Origin of the sequence: Mycolicibacterium hippocampi (assembly GCF_010723735.1) — a bacterium.
Lineage (GTDB): Bacteria > Actinomycetota > Actinomycetes > Mycobacteriales > Mycobacteriaceae > Mycobacterium > Mycobacterium hippocampi.
On the sequence record NZ_BLLB01000002.1, the window covers coordinates 911,572 to 930,282 of the forward strand.

Genomic DNA, 18,711 nt, shown 5'->3' on the forward strand with positions numbered 1-18,711 from the left:
GGCCACCACATGCTCGACCGGCACCTCCGGTGCGCCCGCCGTGGTCTCGTCCACACCACCCGCGACGCCCTGACGGATGCCGCGCTCGTCGCCGCCGGTCTCAGTCACCGTCGGGCACCGGGTTGAAGCGGCCGCGGTCGAGCAGGTCGAGCTGTTGGGCGACGATCCACGCCAGCCCGTCGGTGTCCGGGGGGAGTATTGCCTGCTCGTAGCCGACCAGCAGGTAGATCGCCCACGCCGCGAAGAGCTTGGCTTGGCGTTCGTCGTGCAGGATCTCCAACGTCGATTCGTAGAGGGCCTCGAAGCGCTGCCGGTCGACCGCGGCCTGCACGGAGCGCACCTCCGGGTTGATGGCGCTCCACACCCGGATCGCGGCCTCCGCACCGTGTGGCAGCGTGAGGCCGGCTTCCATCAGGCTCGCGATGCGCTCCCGGGGATCGGGCTCGGCCCGGCTCGCCAGCACCACCTTGACCGTCATGCCCTCGCGCCAGTGCTCCACCAGCGCCCTGGTGTATGCCGACCAGCTGGGGAAGTAGTGATAGAACGAGCCGGATGTGACGCCGAGCCGCTGACAGACCTCGGCCAGCTTCAGGCCCCCGTAGCCGAGGTCGGACAGCACATCGAGCCCGGCATCAAAGTACGACTCTCTCGAAGAGACGACCCCCATGTCCGAAACACTAGTTCGGCTGCGGTGGCGCTGACGTGCCGCTGGCGACAAAAACCCCGGCGGCGAGGGTATTCGATTTGCTGAAATTCGGGGTTGCGTGTCCGGAATCGGATCGCGTGACTACCTGTCAGGTGACTTGTGGCACAATTTGACCGTGCCGTACACGGCGAGTAGAGGTCCAGGTCGTCCCCCCGCAGCGAAGGCCGCTGAAACGCGGGAGCGCATCGTGCGCGCTGCTCGCGAGGTATTCAGCGAACTCGGCTATGACGCAGCGACGTTCCAGGCGATCGCCATCCGCGCGGATCTGACCCGTCCCGCCATCAATCACTACTTTTCCAGCAAACGCGTGCTGTGGGCCGAGGTGGTCGAGCAGACGAACACCTCGATTGTTAGCGCGGGCATCTCCAGGGCCCGTGAACAGACCGGCCTGATCGACCGGTTGTCGACGTTCCTGTCGGTGGCCACGCAGGCCGAAGCCGAAGACCGCTCGGCGGCGGCGTTTCTGGTGACCTCCGTGCTGGAGTCCCAGCGGCATCCGGAGCTCAGCAGCGACGAGCACGACCCGTTGACGAACTCGCGGGCGTTCGTGTCCTGGGCGGTCGACGACGCCATCGCACGCGGTGAGCTGAGCACCGACACCGACGTCACACATCTGGTGGAGATGCTGGTGGCGGTGGTGTGGGGGATGGGCTTCTACGCCGGATTCGTCGGTGACCGGGCAGAGCTCGGCGCGGTCGTGCACAAGTTCGAGTTGCTGCTGGCCAACAAGCTCTGGCAGCTCGGCGGTTAGCAGCCCCCTCCTCCCGCTGTGGGTTTCCTGTGCATCTTGCTGCGGCGGCGCCGTCGCGCCCAGTTTTAGTTAGACTTGCGAAGTAACCGCGACCCGATGGAGCCCGCCATGAGTTCACTGCGCACCGACAACGACACCTGGGACATCGCATCCAGCGTCGGCGCGACCGCCGTGATGGTGGCCGCCGCCCGCGCCGCGGAGACCGACCGGCCCGAGCCGTTGATCCGTGATCCCTACGCCAAGATCCTGGTGGCAGACGCCGGCACCGGCGCATGGGAGTACATGCTCGACGACGAATTCGTGGCCAAGGTCGCCGAGACCGACAGCGAGATCGCGTCGATGTTCGAGCACATGGGCAACTACCAGGCCGTGCGGACTCACTTCTTCGACGCGTTCTTCACCGCCGCCGCCGACGCCGGTATCCGGCAGGTGGTCATCCTGGCCTCCGGTCTGGATTCCCGGGCGTTCCGGCTGCCGTGGCCCGCAGGCACCACCGTCTTCGAGATCGACCAACCGAAGGTGCTCGAATACAAGGCCACCACGCTGGCGCTGCACGACGTGGGCCCCACCGCGGACCGCCGCGAGGTCGCGGTGGATCTGCGCCAGGACTGGCCGACCGCGCTGGTCGACGCGGGCTTCGACACCACAAAGCCCACCGCGTGGCTGGCCGAGGGGCTGCTGATGTATCTGCCCGCCGAATCCCAGGATCGGCTGTTCACCCAGATCACCGAGCTCTCCGCCGCCGGCAGCCGGGTCGCCGCCGAGTCCATGGGGATCCACGCCGAGGACCGCCGCGAGCGGATGCGGGAGCGGTTCACGGCGCTGACTGCCCAGTTCGATGTGGAGCCGATGGACATCACCGAGCTCACCTACGAGGATCCCGATCGAGCCGACGTCGCGGTATGGCTGGACGCGCACGGCTGGGGGGCGGCCAAGGTCGACTCGCAGGACGAGATGCGCCGTCTCGGCCGTTTCGTCGAGATCGCCGACTCGGACGGGCAGTCGTTCTCGACGTTCGTCACCGCGGAGAGGGTCTGACTCCCTTTCGGGATCCCTGAGGGATCCGAACGGGCGGGTGTTCACCAACCGGCCGGTTGGTTACGATTCGGGTACTCCACGGTCACCGAAGGAGACCCCATCATGACCACAGAATCCGTTGTCCCAGCTCAGGTGGACGATTCCGCTCGCACCCCGGACATCCCGGCCGTCGTCAGCCGTCTCCGGCAGACGTTCGCCACCGGCCGTACCCGCAGCGTCGAGTGGCGCAAGCAGCAGCTGCGCGGGCTCGAACGGCTGATGACCGAGAACGAGGCCGCGATCGCCGACGCCCTCGACAAAGACCTCGGCAGGTCCCCGTTCGAGGCGTGGCTGGCCGATGTCGCCAGCACCGCCGGGGAGGCCAAGACGGCCGCGAAGAACGTCGGCAAGTGGATGAAGCGCCGCCACAGCCTGCTGGAACTGTCGCAGCTGCCCGGCCGGGGCTGGGTCGAGTACGAGCCCTACGGGACCGTGCTGATCATCGGCGCCTGGAACTTCCCGTTCGCGCTGACCCTCGGCCCGGCCGTCGGCGCCATCGCCGCCGGCAACACCGTGGTGCTCAAGCCGTCCGAGGTGGCGCCGGCGTCGTCCGCACTGATGGCCGAGCTGGTGCCGCGCTACCTCGACAACGACGCCATCGCCGTCATCGAGGGTGACGGCGCGGTCAGCCAGGAACTCATCGCGCAGGGCTTCGACCATCTGCTGTTCACCGGCGGCACCGAGGTCGGCCGGAAGGTCTACGAGGGCGCGGCGCCGCACCTGACGCCGGTGACGCTGGAACTGGGCGGCAAGAGCCCGGTGATCGTGTCCGCCGACGCCGACGTCGACGTCGCCGCCAAGCGCATCGCCTGGACCAAGCTGATCAACTCCGGCCAGATCTGCATCGCGCCGGACTACGTGCTCGCCGAGGCGCCCATCCGGGACCGGCTGGTCGACAAGATCAGGGAGGCTGTCGAGACCTTCGAAGGGGAGAACGCCGGCGGTAAGCGCATCGTCAACGAACGCCACTTCGACCGCCTCACCACCGCGCTGGCAGCCACCAAGGGCACCGTCGCCGTCGGCGGCGGCTCCGATGCCGCCGGGCTGAAGATCCAGCCGACCGTGGTGGTGGACCCGGATCCGGGCGAACCGCTGATGACCGACGAGATCTTCGGTCCGATCCTGCCGATCGTGACGGTCCAGAACATGGACGAGGCAATCACTTTCGTCAACTCGCGGCCCAAACCGCTGGCGGCGTACCTGTTCACCAAGGCCAAGGCGATCCGCGAACGGGTGATCAAGGAAGTGCCCGCCGGTGGCATGGTGATCAACCACCTGGTGTTCCACTTCGCCACCCACAAGCTGCCGTTCGGCGGCGTCGGACCGTCGGGGACGGGCGCGTACCACGGCAAGTACGGCTTCGAGGAGTTCAGCCACCGCAAGTCGGTGATGACCAAGTCAACCCGACCCGACGTCGGCGCCTTCATCTACCCGCCGTATACAGAGAAGGCTTGGAAACTCGCTAGGCGACTCTTCTAGGAAGGAACCCCATGCCAGGAGTGCAGGATCGCGTCATCGTCGTCACCGGTGCCGGAGGCGGACTCGGGCGGGAGTACGCCCTGACGCTCGCCCGCGAGGGCGCCAGCGTCGTGGTCAACGACCTCGGTGGAGCGCGGGATGGCACCGGTTCAGGGTCGACGATGGCCGACGAGGTGGTCAAGGAGATCAAGGACGCCGGTGGGCGCGCCGTGGCCAACTACGACTCGGTCGCCGAGCCGGAGGCCGCGGCCAACATCATCAAGACCGCGGTCGACGAGTTCGGCAAGGTCGACGGTGTGGTCAGCAACGCCGGCATCCTGCGCGACGGCACCTTCCACAAGATGGAGTTCGCCAGCTGGGACGCCGTACTCAAGGTGCACCTCTACGGCGGGTACAACGTGATCCGGGCGGCCTGGCCGCACTTCCGGGAGAACGGCTTCGGCCGCGTCGTCGTCGCCACCTCGACCAGCGGGCTGTTCGGCAACTTCGGGCAGGCCAACTACGGTGCCGCCAAGCTCGGCCTGGTGGGCATGATCAACACGCTGGCCCAGGAGGGCGCGAAGTACAACATCAAGGCCAACGCCGTGGCGCCGATCGCGGCCACCCGGATGACCCAGGACATCCTGCCGCCCGAGGTGTTCGAGAAGCTGACCCCGGAGTACGTGGCGCCGGTGGTGGCCTACCTGTGCACCGAGGAGAACCCCGACACCGCATCGGTGTTCATCGTCGGCGGCGGCAAGGTGCAGCGCGTCGCACTGTTCCAGAACAACGGCGTCACCTTCACCAGCGTGCCGTCGGTGGACGACGTCGCCGGCAAGTGGGGCGAGATCACCGACCTGGCGGCGGCCGAGCGGGCCACCTTCAGCCTCGGCTGATTGCGTGAAAGCGCTTGTAGCGCAGGAGCTGTCGGGACCTTCGGGCCTGGTCCTCGCTGACCGGGAAGAGCCTTCGGGAGACAACACCGTCGTCATCGACGTCGGCGCGGCCGGTGTCTGCTTCCCTGATCTGCTGATGCTGCGCGGTGAGTACCAGATGAAGATGCCTGCGCCGTTCATCCCGGGCCTGGAGGTGGCAGGCACGGTGCGGTCGGCCCCCGAGGGCTCGGGTTTTGTCGCCGGGCAACGGGTCTCGGGGTTCAGCCTGCTGGGGGCCTGGGCGGAGCGGGCCGCGCTGCCGGTCGACAGCGTGGTCCCGACGCACTCGGAGCTCGACGACGCATCAGCGGTCTGCCTGCTGGGCAACTACTACACGATGCACTTCGCGCTGCAGCGCCGGGGCGCGCTGCAACCCGGCGAGACGGTGCTGGTGCTCGGGTCCGGCGGTGGGGTCGGCACCGCCGCGGTCCAGATCGCCAAGGCGTTGGGCGCCAAGGTCATCGCGATGGTCCACCGGCCCGCGGCCATCGACTTCGTCGCGTCGCTCGGCGCCGATGTGGTGTTGCCGCTGACCGACGGGTGGCTCGACGCGGTCAAGCAGGAGACCGGTGGTCGCGGAGTGGACCTCGTGGTGGATCCGATCGGCGGACCCGCCTTCGACGACGCGATCCGCGCCATGGCCACCGAGGGCAGGCTGCTGGTCATCGGCTTCGCCGCCGGCGGCATCCCCACGGTGAAGGTGAACCGGCTGCTGTTGCGCAACGTCAGCGTCGTCGGTGTGGGGTGGGGTGAGTTCGTCAACCGCACCCCCGGCGCGCAGGCCCAGGTCGGCGCCGCACTGGCCACCCTCGTCGACGGTGGCCTCAGACCGCCTGCGCCCGTGCGCTTCCCGCTGTCGGAAGGGGTGGCGGCGTTGCAGGACTTCGCCGGCGGGAAGATCAACGGCAAGCTCGTCCTGGAGCCATAGGCGGACCAGTTGGGCGCGTGAGCCGTCGGCGTAGCGTGGACGGCATGAGTTCGGACACGACATTGCCACCGGCCCTGAAGATGGCGGAGAAGCTGCTCGTCGACCCGCCGGAGAACCCCGACGTCAGCAGGGGCTACCTCGACCTGCTCGGTGAACAGCCCGCCGACACCGGGGACCGCAACACCGGCGCAATCCAGGCGCTGTGGGCGTCGCGGCTGGGCTCGCTGCTCTACGACAACGCCCAGACCGTCGCCCGCCGCCTGCTGACGGCCTGGCAGCAGCCCACCGAATGGCTCAACCTGCCGGTCGGCGGCACCGCTCTCGACGTCGGCAGCGGACCCGGCAACGTGACCGCCGCACTCGGCCGTGCTGTCGGGCCCGGCGGGCTCGCGCTGGGTGTGGACATCTCCGAGCCCATGCTTGCCCGCGCCGTGAGCGCCGAGAGCGGTCCGAACGTCGGCTTCCTGCGCGCCGATGCGCAGCGGCTGCCGTTCCGCGACGAATCCTTCGACGCGGTGGTCTCGATCGCGATGCTGCAGCTGATCCCGGACCCGTCCGTGGCGGTGGCGGAGATGGTGCGGGTGCTGCGGCCCGGTCGGCGCATCGCTGTCATGGTGCCTACCGCAGGACCGGTGGCAGCCCCACTGCGGTACCTGCCGAACACGGGTGCCCGCGCCTTCGGCGACGACGAACTCGGTGACGAGTTCGAGCGGATCGGCCTGATCGGCGTTCGGACCAAGAGCGTCGGCACCATCCAGTGGGTGCGCGGCAAGAAGGCGTGAGCCTGACCCCGTAGTGTCGCGGACGTGAGCACCGGGGGACTAGTTCTCGTCGCGCTGGCGATCGCCGTCGGCCTGGCCGGCATCATCCTGCCCGTCCTACCCGGCGCGTTTCTGGTGATCGCCGCCATCGGGGTGTGGGCGTTCGTCGAGGGCGGCGCGGTGGCGTGGGTGACGTTCGGCATCGCGGCGGCGGTGTTCGCTGCGGCCGAGGTGATCAAGTACGCGTGGCCCGTCCAACGCATGCGCCGGGCCGAGGTCCGCACGTCGGTGCTGGTGGTCGGCGCGGTCGTCGGGTTCGTCGGTTTCTTCGTCATCCCCGTCATCGGGCTGCTGATCGGCTTCGTCGCCGGCGTGTTCGCCGCAGAGCTGGCGATTCGCCGCGACCTCGTCAGGGCGTGGGCGTCCACCGTGCACGCCCTCAAGGGCGTGGCACTGTCGATCGGGGTGGAGTTGACGGGTGCCCTGTTGGCCACGGTCGCGTGGGTGATCGGGGTGTTCCTGACGGTGGGCTGACGGGCAGCCCGCGAAAGTACGGTTTCTGACGAAAATCGCGCAGATTCCGTCAGAAATCGTGCGCTCGGCGCAGGGCTCAGCCGTGCAGCGCCTTCCGCAGCCGTGCGACGTCCTCGTCGGTCAACCCCGCCGCTTCCAGATAGCCACGCAACGAACCGAACTCGTCGTCCAGGGTGCGGCGCGCGGTGTCGAGATATTCCTCGCGCACCCCCAGCACCGCCTCGGTCAGCCGCGCCTCGGCCAGCTCCATCACCTCGGGCATCTCCGCTGCCCGGGCCCGGATCGTGGCCAGGATGCTCTCCCGCAGCTGCGGCACGGCCACGTTGCTGCGCAGATAGTCGGCCATGATCGCGTCACGGTCGACACCGGCGGCCTCCAGCACCACGGCGATGGTGAACCCGGTGCGGTCCTTGCCGGCAAAGCAGTGCGCCAGCACTTTCCGCTCCGATCCCAGCAGCGTGACCACCCGGTGCACCGCCTGGCGGGCGAGCGGAGCGGCGGCGATGCGGCCGTACTCCTCGGTCATGTACCGCGCCGCGGCATCACCGACCGACTCGTCGGAAGGCTTCTCGGTCATCATCCGCTGGAACGCGTACTCGTGCGGGGCCTCGTCGTCGGAGGCGGTGGTCTCGATGAACGGCAGGTGGTGAATGTCGATTCCGGCGGGTACCAGCCCGGCGCCGTGCTTTTCGAGTTCGCGCAGGGTCCGCAGGTCGGCGACGTCGGTAACGCCGTAGCCGGCCAGACTGGCCCGGCCGGAGTCGTCGAGCTTCGACAGCTCACTGGCGCGGAAGAACCGGCCGGGAGCGATGCCGGCGTGCTCGGAGACATCGCGGAAGTTCCACGCCCCCGACAGTTCGTTGCCGATGGAGGCCACTAGCTCGTCACCGCCGCTGCGAGCACCGACTTCTCCCTGCCGAGTTCGGACCGCGCGATGGTCCGCATGTGCACCTCGTCGGGCCCGTCGAACAGCCGCATCGCGCGATGCCAGCCGTACAGCCGGGCCAGCGGCACGTCGTCGCAGATGCCCGCCGCGCCGTGCACCTGGATGGCCCGGTCGAGCACGTTGCACGCCATCTGCGGAGCCACCGCCTTGATCTGCGCCACCTGCATCCGGGCCTCGTGGCTCTTGTTGCCGTGCTGGTCGATGGTCCACGCCGCTTTGTGGCACAGCAGCCGCGCCTGATCGATCTCGTTGCGCGACAACGCAACCTGCTGCTGCACCACGCCCTGCTCGGCCAGTGGCTTGCCGAACGCGATGCGCTTGGTGACCCGGTCGACCATCAGCGCCAGTGCCCGCTCGGCCACACCGATCGCACGCATGCAGTGATGGATGCGGCCCGGGCCGAGGCGGGCCTGGGCGATCGCGAACCCGCTGCCCTCTTCGTGCAGCAGGTTCGACACCGGCACCCGCACGTTGTCGAACGAGATCTCGCAGTGCCCGTGCTGGTCCTGGTACCCGAACACCGGCAGCGACCGCTCGATCGACACCCCGGGGGTATCGACGGGCACCAGGATCATCGACTGCTGCTGATGGCTCGCCGCGTCGGGGTTGGTCCGCCCCATCACGATCAGGATCTTGCAGCGCGGATCAGCCGCGCCGGAGATCCACCACTTGCGGCCGTTGATGACGTAGTCGTCTCCGTCGCGCAGCATGGTCGTCTCGATGTTGCGTGCGTCCGACGACGCCACCGCGGGCTCGGTCATCGCGAATGCGCTGCGGATCTCACCGGCCAGCAGCGGCTCGAGCCATTGCTTGCTCTGCTCTTCGTTGGCGAACAGGTGCAGCGTCTCCATGTTCCCGGTGTCGGGGGCCGCGCAGTTGAGTGCCTCAGGAGCGATCTCCATGCTCCAGCCGCTGAGCTCGGCCAGCGGCGCGTACTCGAGGTTGCTCAGCCCCGACTCCGACGGCAGGAACAGGTTCCACAGGCCCTGCTCCTTGGCGAGCTTCTTGAGGTCCTCGACCACCGGGGGCACCGTGTGGTCGTCGGAGCCCTTTTCGTGCCGGTAGGCCTCGTAGGACGCTTCGGCGGGAAACACGTGCTCGGTCATGAAGGCGGTCAGCCGGTCGTAGTAGTCCTGCCCTTTGGCCGACATCGCGAAGTCCATGACCGTCACGATATGACACGCGCAAAAAACGGCCCTCTTCGGATCGTCATCCGAAGCGCGCTGGATGCGTGACGCGGCCTTGACCGGCTAGACCTTTTCGGCGACCGACAACGCGGCGTTGATCGCGTCGACGCGGTCCTTGGCATCCCCGAACAACATCTGGGTGTTCTCCCGGAAGAACAGCGGGTTCTGCACGCCGGCGTAGCCCGAGGCCATGGAACGCTTGAACACGATGACGTTGTCGGCGTTCCACACCGTCAACACCGGCATCCCTGCGATGGGGCTGCCGGGATCCTCGGACGCCGCCGGGTTGACGGTGTCGTTGGCACCGATGACCAGCACGACACTGGTGCCGTCGAAATCGTCGTTGATCTCGTCCATCTCGAGGACGATGTCGTAGGGCACCTTGGCCTCGGCCAGCAGCACGTTCATGTGGCCGGGCAACCGGCCGGCGACGGGGTGGATGCCGAAGCGGACGTCCACGCCACGCTCGCGCAGCTTGCGGGTCAGGTCGGCGACGCCGTACTGAGCTTGGGCGACGGCCATCCCGTAGCCGGGGGCGATGATCACCGACGTGGCCGTGCTGAGCAGTTCGGCGACGCCGTCGGCGTTGATCTCGCGATGCTCGCCGTAGTCGGTGTCATCGGCGGGCCCGGCTTCTATCCCGAAGCCGCCGGCTATCACCGAGATGAACGACCGGTTCATCGCCTTGCACATGATGTAGGACAGGTAGGCGCCGGACGAACCGACCAGCGCTCCGGTGATGATCAGCAGGTCGTTGCCCAGCAGGAAGCCCGAAGCCGCTGCGGCCCAGCCGGAGTAACTGTTGAGCATCGACACCACGACCGGCATGTCGCCGCCGCCGATCGAGGCCACCAGATGCCAGCCGAGCAGCAGAGCGAGCACGGTGACCACCGCCAGCAGCCACAGCGTCGGGTCGATGACGAACCAGACCGTCAGTGCGAAGAACGCCACCAGCGCGCCGACGTTCAGCATGTTCTTGCCGGGCAGCATCATCGGCGCGGACTTGATCCGGGCGGAGAGCTTGAGGTTGGCGACCACGGAGCCGGTGAACGTCACCGCGCCGATGAAGACGCCGATGAACACCTCGGCCGAGTGGATACCGAGCATGCCCTCCTGGGCCAGCTGGAGGGCTTCGGCGCCGCCCGGGTCGCCCTCGACGTGCAGGTAGCCGTTCCAGCCGACCAGCACCGCGGCCAGACCGACAAACGAGTGCAGCAGCGCGATCAGCTCGGGCATGCCCGTCATCTCGACGATCTTCGCCCGCCACAGCCCGATCACGGCCCCGATGACCATGGCGACGATCAGCAGCGCCAGGCCCATGGGTTCGATGTCGCGGGCAAGCGCCAGCGCGATGGTCGCGATCAGCGCCACAGCCATCCCGGCGATGCCGAAACTACTGCCGGCCTTAGAGGTTTCGTGCTTGGACAGCCCGGCCAGCGCCAGGATGAACAGCAGGGCCGCGACGACGTACGCCGCGGTGGCGGTGTTTTCCAGCGTAAGCATGGGTCAGCTCCTCGAGAACATGGACAACATGCGGCGCGTCACCGCGAAGCCGCCGAAGACGTTGATGCTGGCGAGCAGGATCGCCACGAAGGCGATCCCGGTGATGACGTTGTCGCCGTGCCCGATCTGCAGCAGCGCGCCGACGACGATGATCCCGGAGATCGCGTTGGTCACCGACATCAGCGGGGTGTGCAGCGCGTGGTGCACGTTGCCGATGACGTAGTAGCCGATGACGATCGCCAGCGCGAAGACCATCAGGTGAAACTGCAGTGCGGCCGGCGAGAGCGCGATCAGGGCGAACAGTGCCGCCGCGACGGTGAAGGCCACCCCCAGGCGGCGCCCGGTCGTCATCGGCTTCTTGGCCGGTTTCACTTCGACCGGCTCAGCGGCCTTGGCGGCGGGAGCGGCCGACACCTGCACCGGCGGTGGCGGCCAGGTGACCTCACCGTCACGGACCACGGTCACCGAGCGCTGCACCACGTCCTCGAAATCGAGGGTGAGCTGTCCGTTCTTTTCCGGGGTCAGCAGCTTCAGCAGGTTGACCAGGTTCGTGCCGTACAGCTGCGACGCGGTGGCGGGCAGCCGGCCGGCCAGGTCGGTGTAGCCGATGATCGTGACACCGTTGTCGGTGACGACGGTCTGGTCCTTGACGGTGCCCTCGACGTTGCCGCCGTTGGCTGCCGCCATGTCGACGATGACGCTGCCGGACTTCATCGAGGCCACCATGTCGGCGGTGATGATCCGCGGCGCGGGCTTTCCGGGGATCAGCGCGGTCGTGATGATGATGTCGACGTCGCCTGCCTGCTCGGCGTACAGCGCCGCCTCGCGGACCTTGTAGTCGTCGTCCATCTCCTTGGCGTAGCCGGTAGCCGACACCTCCGCCGCCGCAGGGTCGACGGACAGGTACTCCCCGCCCAGCGATTTGACCTGGTCGGCAACTTCGGGCCGGGGGTCGGTGGCCCGCACGACGGCGCCCATGCTGCCGGCTGCGCCGATTGCGGCGAGACCGGCCACCCCTGCGCCGACGACCAGCACCTTGGCCGGTGGCACCTTGCCCGCGGCGGTGACCTGCCCGGTGAAGAACCGGCCGAACGCGTGCGCGGCCTCGACGACGGCGCGATAGCCGGCGATGTTGGCCATCGACGACAGCACGTCCAGCGACTGCGCCCGGGAAATGCGCGGCACCGCATCCATCGCGAGAACCGTGATCGGCCGCGACGACAGCTCCTCGACCAGCTCGGGCTTCAGTGCCGGTGAGATCAGCCCGATCACCGTCGCACCGTCCCGCAGGGTCGCGATCTCGGCGCTGTTCGGAGCGTTGACCTTCAACACCACGTCTGCCGCCAACACCTGCTCAGTGGATCCGACGTCGGCGCCGACCTCGGTGAACGCCTCGTCGGAGAAGCTCGACGCACTGCCCGCACCGGCCTCCACGACGACGTCGTAGCCGAGCTTGATGAGTTGCCCGACCGTCTGCGGGGTGGCAGCCACACGCGTTTCACCAGGCAGGGACTCTTTCGGTATCCCGATGATCATCGATATCGATCCGATCTAGGCTTCGCTCACGGTGCGGTCGGACGCGCGGAGGCGCCCCGACACAGCTTGTCATTGGACGGGTGGAATACGTCAGTGTAGAAGTCTGCTGGTAGTGCTATCTCGCGGGATGGTGAGGTTCTGACGCAGTTGTGAAGGGGTCGGCGTCGAAGCTAGAGCGCGAGGTGAAGCCTCAGCGCCTCGTCAATGGCACGGAGCTCATCGACGGGTACTCGGCCAACACGCCGGAGTAACCGTTGTGTCGCAATAGATCTGACCTGCTCGGCCTGAGCTTTGGAGTCGACCCGTAGGCCGCTCACGGTCGCCGGTAGGAGCACTTGGAACGGAAAGACCGTTTCAGTGTTGCTCGTTAGCGGTACGACGGTGACGACCCCGCGTCCGAGCTGTGTTGCGGTCGCATTCGCCCGGTCATTGCTCACGATGACCGCCGGGCGTTGTTTGTTCGCCTCGCTACCGAGTGCGGGATTTAGGTTGACCTGCCATATCTCACCGCGCAGCATCGGCCACGCCATCACTCACGGTGTCGTCCCATGCCTCGGAGCCCTCAGTGCTGAACCACTCCGCCCATGCTTCGGCGTAGTCCTCGCCCAGCGACGGATAGCGCAGCATTTGTACCGCGCGTTGAACGCCGGCTGAGCGCGACGGTAGTCCTGTGCGTCTGATGTAGTCGTCCAAGACGGCGATGTCCTCGCCGGAGAGGCTCACGCTTAGCTTCATGCCAGAATGCTACTCCAGTAGGAATGTGGTAGCAGGGTGATATCCGGGGTGCATCAACGACAGCCCATCGCGCGACGGCCACGGCCGACAACGGCCAACACGACTGAACCGGCGCTGATCTCGAAACGGCACCGATCCGGCATCGACATCTGCCTGCAGGTACGCGGCGCGCCGTGCGGGCCCCACGATGTCGGTATGAGCAAGGTGGTCGAACGAGGACTCGCACGCTGCCCGCGGTGCGTGTCGGTGGCGGACTACGTCTTCATCGAGACAGGGCCTTCGGGCGCGCTGCGCTACGAGGTGCGTTGCCGCAAGTGCGGCGAGTGTTACGGCGAGGACTCCCGACCGCTGACGCTGCCGCCGGCGGTCGTCGCGGCCGAGCCGCCCATCGAATGGCCGCCCGACCGTGAACCGGTGCCCGAGCGGGACTGGCGCAGCGAGGTACGGGAACGGGTGTCAGTCGCGGTGCGGGTGGGACGATCCGAGGTCGACGACGTGGCCCGTCGCACCCTGACGTGGGTGCTCGAGCAGCGGCTCCGGCGCAGTGGCCGGGTGGATCACACCGGCGGGTAGGCGGGTGGCGGGTACACCCCGCGCAGGATCCACGCGAACCAGTTGATGCCGTACTCCAGCTCGTCGCTTGCGTCGTAATCGGGATTCGGGTCCACCGCGATACCTCCCATTTGTCTGGCTGGAGTCTAGACCGGCTGCGCCCGCGACAACATAGCAACGGCCTACACTGCACCAACCAGTTAGTCGACCTCGGAGTGGTCCGGGGCCTGCCTATAGTGAGTCGCCATGTCTGAAGCTGTCACCACCAACGGGATGTCCCGGCGCGAGGAGTTGTTGGCGGTCGCCACCAAGTTGTTCGCCGCGCGCGGCTACCACGGCACCCGGATGGACGACGTGGCAGAAGCGGTCGGCCTGAACAAGGCCACGGTGTACCACTACTACGCCAGCAAGGCGCTGATCCTCTACGACATCTACAAAGGTGCCGCGGACTTCACCGTCGACGCGCTGCACGACGATCCGTCGGCGTCGGCGCGGGAGACCATCTATCACTTCACCCGGCGGCTGCTGGTCGGCATCGCAAGCAACATCGAACGCGCGGCCGTGTACTTCCAGGAGGGCCCCTACATCACGGAGTGGTTCACCGAAGAGCAGGTGGACTACATCCGGGAGAAGGAAGCCCAGGTCTACGAGCACGTCCGCGACGTGATCGACCGCGGTATCGCCAGCGGGGAGTTCTACGACTGCGACTCGCACGTTCTGGCCCTGGGATACATCGGCATGACCCTCGGTTCCTACCGGTGGCTGCGGCCGCAAGGCCGACGGACCGCCCAGGAGATCGCCGTCGAGTTCAGCACCGCGCTGCTGCGCGGCCTGATCCGCGACGAGTCGGTGCGGCAGAGCGCGCCACTCGGGGTCGACGTCGCCACCACCTGAGGCGCGCAAGAACCGACTCGACGGGGTATCCATCCCCGATGACGATCCGCATCGGCACCTCCGGCTGGTCCTACCGGGACTGGGTCGGGGTGCTCTACGAACCGGGGTTGCCGGCGTCGCGGTGGCTGCAGCGCTACGCCGCCGAATTCGACACCGTCGAACTCAACGGCAGTTTCTACCGCTGGCCGCGCGACGGCGGGTTCGCCCGGTGGCGCGACCAACTGGAACCGGGCTTCACGATGTCGGTCAAGGCGGCCCGCGGCCTCACCCACGCGCGCCGACTGAAGTCCCCGCAGGTGTGGATCGAGCGGCTGGAGCGTGGCTGGGCAGAACTCGGCGACCGGAGCGGCGCGATGCTGGTGCAGCTGCACCCAGCCCATGAACGTGACGACGCGTTGCTCGACCAGTTCCTCACCGCCATGCCGGGGCACATCCCCGTCGCCGTCGAGTTCCGCCACCCGTCCTGGGATCACCCGGACGTCTACGACCTGCTCGAAGAGCACGGGGCGGCGTACGTCGTGATGAGCGGCGCCGGGTTGCCGTGCATCCTCAAGGCGACGGCGAAGTTCGTGTACGTGCGACTCCACGGACCCGACCCGGATGCGCTCTACGGCGGTTCCTACAGCCCTGACGACCTTCGGTGGTGGGCCGAACGGATCCGGGAGTGGGACGCCCAGGGCCGGGATGTGCTGGCGTACTTCAACAATGACGGTGGAGGCAATGCGGTCCGCAATGCCCGGGATCTGCTCGATATGCTCTGCTGATGCCTCTGGTGAGCAAGACGGTCGAAGTGTCAGCCGCGGCGGAGTCGATCATGGCGATCGTTGCCGACTTCGAGAATTACCCGCAGTGGAACGAGGAGATCAAGGGCTGCTGGGTGCTGGCCCGCTACGACGACGGACGGCCCAGCCAGCTGCGGCTCGACGTGACCGTGCAGGGGCTGGCCGGCACGTTCATCTCCGCCGTGTACTACCCCGGCGAGAACCAGATCTTCACGGTGCTGCAGCAGGGCGACCACTTCGACAAGCAGGAACAGAAGTTCTCGGTGGTGGCCATGGGTCCTACCTCGCTGCTGACCGTCGACCTCGATGTCGAGACCAAGCTGCCGATCCCCAAGCCGATGGTCAAGAAGGTCATCGGCGACACGCTGGACTACCTGGCTGAAAATCTGAAGACACGCGCCGAGCAGCTCGCCGCGACGTAGCCCCGCGGGGCGCCCGCCCTCAGTCCCACAGTCCGGCCTGGTCCAGCCAGGCGATCAGTCGCGACGCGGCGTCGGTGAACTGGCTCTTCGTCAGCGCGACAACGGACTCCGCGTCGCGTCGCGTCGGCGCAGCGCGTCGATCAGCTTCGCGTGCCCGGCGACGGCGCCGGCGCCCCAGCCCTGATCGGTCGCGAAGACCTGCGGAGGCAGGTGGCGCGCGGTGTGCAGCAGGAACCACGCGAGCTTGACCCGTCCGCTGGCCTGGTTGAAAGTCCAGTGGAACGCGAGCTCGGCGCGGGCGATCTCGTCGGGATCCCGAAGTTCGACCGCAGCGGCGAACCGGTCGTTGAGCCGGACGAGTTCGTCGATGTCGTGATCGGTGATGCGCTCGGTGGCCGTGGCCGCCAACTCCGCGGCGATCGTCGACTGCAGCCAGAAGATGTCCTCGACGTCGGCCCGGGTCAGCGGCACCACCCGATGGCCACGGTGCGGCTCCAGTTCGACCATGCCCTCGCCGCGCAGCGTGCGCAGCGCCTCGCGCACCGGCGTGATGCTCACCCCTAGGCGCGCGGCGGTCTCGTCGAGACGGATGAACGTGTCGGGCCGCAGCGCTCCGGTCATGATCTCGGCGCGCAGCCGGGCCGCCACCTCGTCGGAGAGTTGTTCGCGCCGCACCGTTCCGGTCGGACCGAGGCGGGCGAGGGTGTTCACTTCTGCGGCCCCTCCCGCTGGTTGTGACGAGGGCGCGCAAGAGGTTGTCTTGACGCCGCCGGAGCCATAGTGTGACCGAGGCAACACCATGTTTGATCAAATATCAGCCTCCCGCAACCCTTCGCTTGCGCAGACGATGGAGAGAACGAGACGTTGACCGCGGTTCCCGGCCCGTTTGCATCCGGCCCGTCCGGCCCGGTGACCGAGCAGCCCTACCTGGCACGTCGCCAGAATTGGACCAACCAGCTCGCCCGGCACGCGTTGATGCAGCCCGACAGCACCGCGTTGCGATTCCTGGGCCACACCATTACCTGGCGTGAGCTCGACCGCCGGGTGAGCGCGCTGGCGGCGGCGCTGCACCGGCGGGGCGTCGAGTTCGGCGACCGGGTCCTGATCCTGATGCTCAACCGCACCGAGTTCATCGAGTCGGTCCTGGCGGTCAACAAGCTCGGGGCGATCGCGGTGCCGGTGAACTTCCGGATGACGCCGTCGGAGATCGCCTACCTCGTCTCCGACTGCCAGGCCCGCGTCATGGTCACCGAATCGGTGCTGGCTGCTGTGGCCGTCGGGGTGCGCGAGGTGGACCCGAGCCTGGCCACGCTGATCGTCGCCGGCTCGGACGCCCAGACCGACGATGCCGATCCGGACGATGCCGCCCTGGACTACGAGGCGCTGCTCGCCGAGCCGGGGGCCGACGCGCCTGCCGTCGACATCCCGGACGACTCACCAGCGTTGATCATGTACACCTCCGGCACCACGGGCCGCCCCAAGGGTGCGGTGCTCACCCACAAAAATCTCGCCGGGCAGGCGATGACGCACCTGTTCACCAACGGCGCCGACATCAACAACGACATCGGCTTCATCGGGGTGCCGCTGTTCCACATCGCCGGCGTCGGCAACACCATCTTCGGGTTGCTGCTCGGCCGCCCGACGGTGCTCTACCCGTTGGGTGCGTTCGACCCCGGCGAGCTGCTCGACGTCCTGCAGGCCGAACAGGTGACCGGGATCTTCCTGGTGCCCGCCCAGTGGCAGGCGGTGTGCGCCGCCCAGCGCGCCAACCCGCGCACGCTGAAGCTGCGGACGCTGTCCTGGGGTGCCGCGCCGGCGTCGGACACCCTGCTGCGGGACATGTCCCAGACCTTCCCCGGCGCGCAGATCCTGGCCGCCTTCGGCCAGACCGAGATGTCACCGGTCACCTGCATGCTGTTGGGCGAGGACGCACTGCGCAAGCTCGGTTCGGTGGGCAAGGTGATCCCGACCGTGTCCGCGCGGATCGTCGACGAAGACATGAACGACGTCCCGGGGGGACAGGTCGGCGAGATCGTCTACCGGGCACCGACCCTGATGGCGGGCTACTGGAACAACCCCGAGGCCACCGCCGAAGCCTTCGCCGGGGGCTGGTTCCACTCCGGTGACCTGGTACGTCAGGACGACGAGGGTTACATCTGGGTGGTCGACCGTAAAAAGGACATGATCATCTCCGGCGGCGAGAACATCTACTGCGCGGAGGTCGAGAACGTTCTGGCCGCCCACCCGGACATCGTCGAGGTCGCCGTGATCGGCCGCGCCCACCCCCGATGGGGGGAGGTACCGGTTGCTGTGGTCGTCCTGCGGAGTTCGCTGGGAGCGACGAATCGGGACACGACTGGACCGGCGGATCTGGACGAGTTCCTCAGTGGCAGGCTCGCCCGCTACAAACACCCGAAGGCGATCGAAGTGGTCGACGCGCTGCCACGTAACCCTGCCGGCAAGGTTCTCAAGACGGAACTGAGGTCGCGGTTCGGCGGGAAACAATTGATTGACGCGCGCGAAAGTTCCACTCCGCCAACGGTTTCAACTGGGACGCGCCGTCAGTGAAAAACGTGATGAACCCACTGCCCGCAGGTCGGTTGCCGCCGCCGGAGTCGGCGGCACCGGTCAGTGACCCGGTGAGGCGCCCGGCTCGGGTACCGTCTGCTGCAGAGGAGAGCAGCTCAACCCGGGTATCTACACTCCGGCTCAGGGACCACCCGGCAGCACTGCGGCATACAGCCCCAGCAGCGGTGAGGTTGTCGGTCCTAACGGTGTCGGGTATCAACGTCAGTAACTCGAGCAAGTCAGGAGACGACGGATGGAAGGAGATGCCGGCACCGGCCGGCCGAACCCACGGACGAGTCGCCAGCACCCTCCCCGAACGAAGAGGTGTCTCGGCCCGATCATTGGCGCGCTGGACGAGATAGCCGCCCACAACCCCGCGACACTCGCACGCTCGAATGAACCGGCGTTGCAGGCGGCCAAGGAGTGCGGGCGGCAA

General features: G+C 67.6%; 19 protein-coding genes and 3 pseudogenes. 13 read left to right on the forward strand and 9 right to left on the reverse strand.

Annotated elements, in window-relative coordinates; translation table 11 throughout:
* Positions 1-100: 100 nt before the first annotated feature.
* Positions 101-667, reverse strand: coding sequence for a TetR/AcrR family transcriptional regulator (locus G6N53_RS05450; RefSeq protein WP_163887578.1), 567 nt, complete (start codon positions 665-667; stop codon positions 101-103).
* Between the two features lie 154 nt (positions 668-821).
* Between G6N53_RS05450 and G6N53_RS05455 the strand changes: the two genes are divergently transcribed.
* From G6N53_RS05455 to G6N53_RS05485, 7 genes are all read left to right on the forward strand, one after another.
* Entirely contained in the window at positions 822-1,457 is a 636-nt protein-coding gene (locus tag G6N53_RS05455) for a TetR/AcrR family transcriptional regulator (RefSeq protein WP_205390297.1), read from the forward strand.
* A 108-nt stretch (positions 1,458-1,565) separates the two neighbouring features.
* Positions 1,566-2,495, forward strand: a complete 930-nt coding sequence (locus G6N53_RS05460; protein ID WP_163887579.1) for an SAM-dependent methyltransferase — start codon at positions 1,566-1,568, stop codon at positions 2,493-2,495.
* Between the two features lie 102 nt (positions 2,496-2,597).
* Complete coding sequence (locus G6N53_RS05465; protein WP_163887580.1) at positions 2,598-4,013, forward strand: aldehyde dehydrogenase family protein; 1,416 nt, start codon at positions 2,598-2,600, stop codon at positions 4,011-4,013.
* Between the two features lie 11 nt (positions 4,014-4,024).
* Positions 4,025-4,888, forward strand: a complete 864-nt coding sequence (locus G6N53_RS05470) for an SDR family oxidoreductase (RefSeq protein WP_163887581.1) — start codon at positions 4,025-4,027, stop codon at positions 4,886-4,888.
* A 4-nt stretch (positions 4,889-4,892) separates the two neighbouring features.
* Complete coding sequence (locus G6N53_RS05475) at positions 4,893-5,855, forward strand: NADPH:quinone oxidoreductase family protein (RefSeq protein ID WP_163887582.1); 963 nt, start codon at positions 4,893-4,895, stop codon at positions 5,853-5,855.
* Between the two features lie 44 nt (positions 5,856-5,899).
* Positions 5,900-6,637 (forward strand): methyltransferase domain-containing protein, encoded by a 738-nt coding sequence (locus tag G6N53_RS05480; RefSeq protein ID WP_205390298.1) that lies wholly within the window; start codon positions 5,900-5,902, stop codon positions 6,635-6,637.
* A gap of 24 nt (positions 6,638-6,661) precedes the next feature.
* Positions 6,662-7,150 carry a DUF456 domain-containing protein gene (locus G6N53_RS05485; RefSeq protein WP_163887583.1) on the forward strand — a complete coding sequence of 163 codons (489 nt, stop codon included), beginning with the start codon at positions 6,662-6,664 and terminating at the stop codon, positions 7,148-7,150.
* A gap of 76 nt (positions 7,151-7,226) precedes the next feature.
* Here the strand turns inward: G6N53_RS05485 and G6N53_RS05490 are convergent, their stop codons facing one another.
* The 6 genes from G6N53_RS05490 to G6N53_RS05515 form a co-directional block, all read right to left on the reverse strand.
* Positions 7,227-8,027, reverse strand: a complete 801-nt coding sequence (locus tag G6N53_RS05490; RefSeq protein ID WP_163887584.1) for a tyrosine-protein phosphatase — start codon at positions 8,025-8,027, stop codon at positions 7,227-7,229.
* Positions 8,027-9,259 carry an acyl-CoA dehydrogenase family protein gene (locus tag G6N53_RS05495; RefSeq protein ID WP_205390299.1) on the reverse strand — a complete coding sequence of 411 codons (1,233 nt, stop codon included), beginning with the start codon at positions 9,257-9,259 and terminating at the stop codon, positions 8,027-8,029. Before G6N53_RS05495 ends, G6N53_RS05490 begins: the two co-directional genes overlap by 1 nt.
* Before the next feature lie 87 nt (positions 9,260-9,346).
* Positions 9,347-10,786, reverse strand: a complete 1,440-nt coding sequence (pntB, locus tag G6N53_RS05500; protein WP_163887585.1) for a Re/Si-specific NAD(P)(+) transhydrogenase subunit beta — start codon at positions 10,784-10,786, stop codon at positions 9,347-9,349.
* A gap of 3 nt (positions 10,787-10,789) precedes the next feature.
* Positions 10,790-12,322 carry a Re/Si-specific NAD(P)(+) transhydrogenase subunit alpha gene (locus G6N53_RS05505; RefSeq protein WP_163887586.1) on the reverse strand — a complete coding sequence of 511 codons (1,533 nt, stop codon included), beginning with the start codon at positions 12,320-12,322 and terminating at the stop codon, positions 10,790-10,792.
* A 170-nt stretch (positions 12,323-12,492) separates the two neighbouring features.
* Entirely contained in the window at positions 12,493-12,840 is a 348-nt protein-coding gene (locus G6N53_RS05510) for a type II toxin-antitoxin system PemK/MazF family toxin (RefSeq protein WP_163887587.1), read from the reverse strand.
* Entirely contained in the window at positions 12,827-13,057 is a 231-nt protein-coding gene (locus G6N53_RS05515; RefSeq protein ID WP_163887588.1) for an antitoxin, read from the reverse strand. Before G6N53_RS05515 ends, G6N53_RS05510 begins: the two co-directional genes overlap by 14 nt.
* Positions 13,058-13,252: 195 nt before the next feature.
* Between G6N53_RS05515 and G6N53_RS05520 the strand changes: the two genes are divergently transcribed.
* Positions 13,253-13,630, forward strand: coding sequence for a hypothetical protein (locus tag G6N53_RS05520; protein ID WP_163887589.1), 378 nt, complete (start codon positions 13,253-13,255; stop codon positions 13,628-13,630).
* Here G6N53_RS05520 and G6N53_RS29815 read toward each other — a convergent pair.
* Positions 13,615-13,722 (reverse strand): annotated as a pseudogene (locus tag G6N53_RS29815) (CAP domain-containing protein); the annotation flags it as partial. The gene G6N53_RS05520 and the pseudogene G6N53_RS29815 sit on opposite strands and share 16 nt — an antisense overlap.
* A gap of 133 nt (positions 13,723-13,855) precedes the next feature.
* Here G6N53_RS29815 and G6N53_RS05525 point away from each other — a divergent pair.
* The 3 genes from G6N53_RS05525 to G6N53_RS05535 are packed head-to-tail and all read left to right on the forward strand — an operon-like array spanning position 13,856 to position 15,707.
* Positions 13,856-14,503 carry a TetR/AcrR family transcriptional regulator gene (locus G6N53_RS05525; RefSeq protein ID WP_163887590.1) on the forward strand — a complete coding sequence of 216 codons (648 nt, stop codon included), beginning with the start codon at positions 13,856-13,858 and terminating at the stop codon, positions 14,501-14,503.
* 38 nt (positions 14,504-14,541) lie between these two features.
* Positions 14,542-15,267: a DUF72 domain-containing protein gene (locus G6N53_RS05530; RefSeq protein WP_163887591.1), complete on the forward strand. Its 726-nt coding sequence runs from the start codon at positions 14,542-14,544 to the stop codon at positions 15,265-15,267.
* Positions 15,267-15,707 (forward strand): SRPBCC family protein, encoded by a 441-nt coding sequence (locus tag G6N53_RS05535; RefSeq protein WP_163887592.1) that lies wholly within the window; start codon positions 15,267-15,269, stop codon positions 15,705-15,707. The genes G6N53_RS05530 and G6N53_RS05535 overlap by 1 nt, the downstream gene beginning before the upstream one ends.
* Before the next feature lie 19 nt (positions 15,708-15,726).
* Here the strand turns inward: G6N53_RS05535 and G6N53_RS05540 are convergent.
* Positions 15,727-16,418 (reverse strand): annotated as a pseudogene (locus G6N53_RS05540) (GntR family transcriptional regulator).
* Between the two features lie 153 nt (positions 16,419-16,571).
* Here G6N53_RS05540 and fadD5 point away from each other — a divergent pair.
* Both fadD5 and G6N53_RS30085 read left to right on the forward strand, forming a co-directional pair.
* A complete protein-coding gene (gene fadD5 / locus G6N53_RS05545; protein ID WP_163887593.1) occupies positions 16,572-18,275 on the forward strand; it encodes a fatty-acid--CoA ligase FadD5 in 1,704 nt (567 codons plus the stop codon).
* Positions 18,263-18,553, forward strand: a pseudogene (locus tag G6N53_RS30085) (MCE family protein); the annotation flags it as partial. The gene fadD5 and the pseudogene G6N53_RS30085, both read left to right, overlap by 13 nt.
* Between the last annotated feature and the right edge of the window lie 158 nt (positions 18,554-18,711).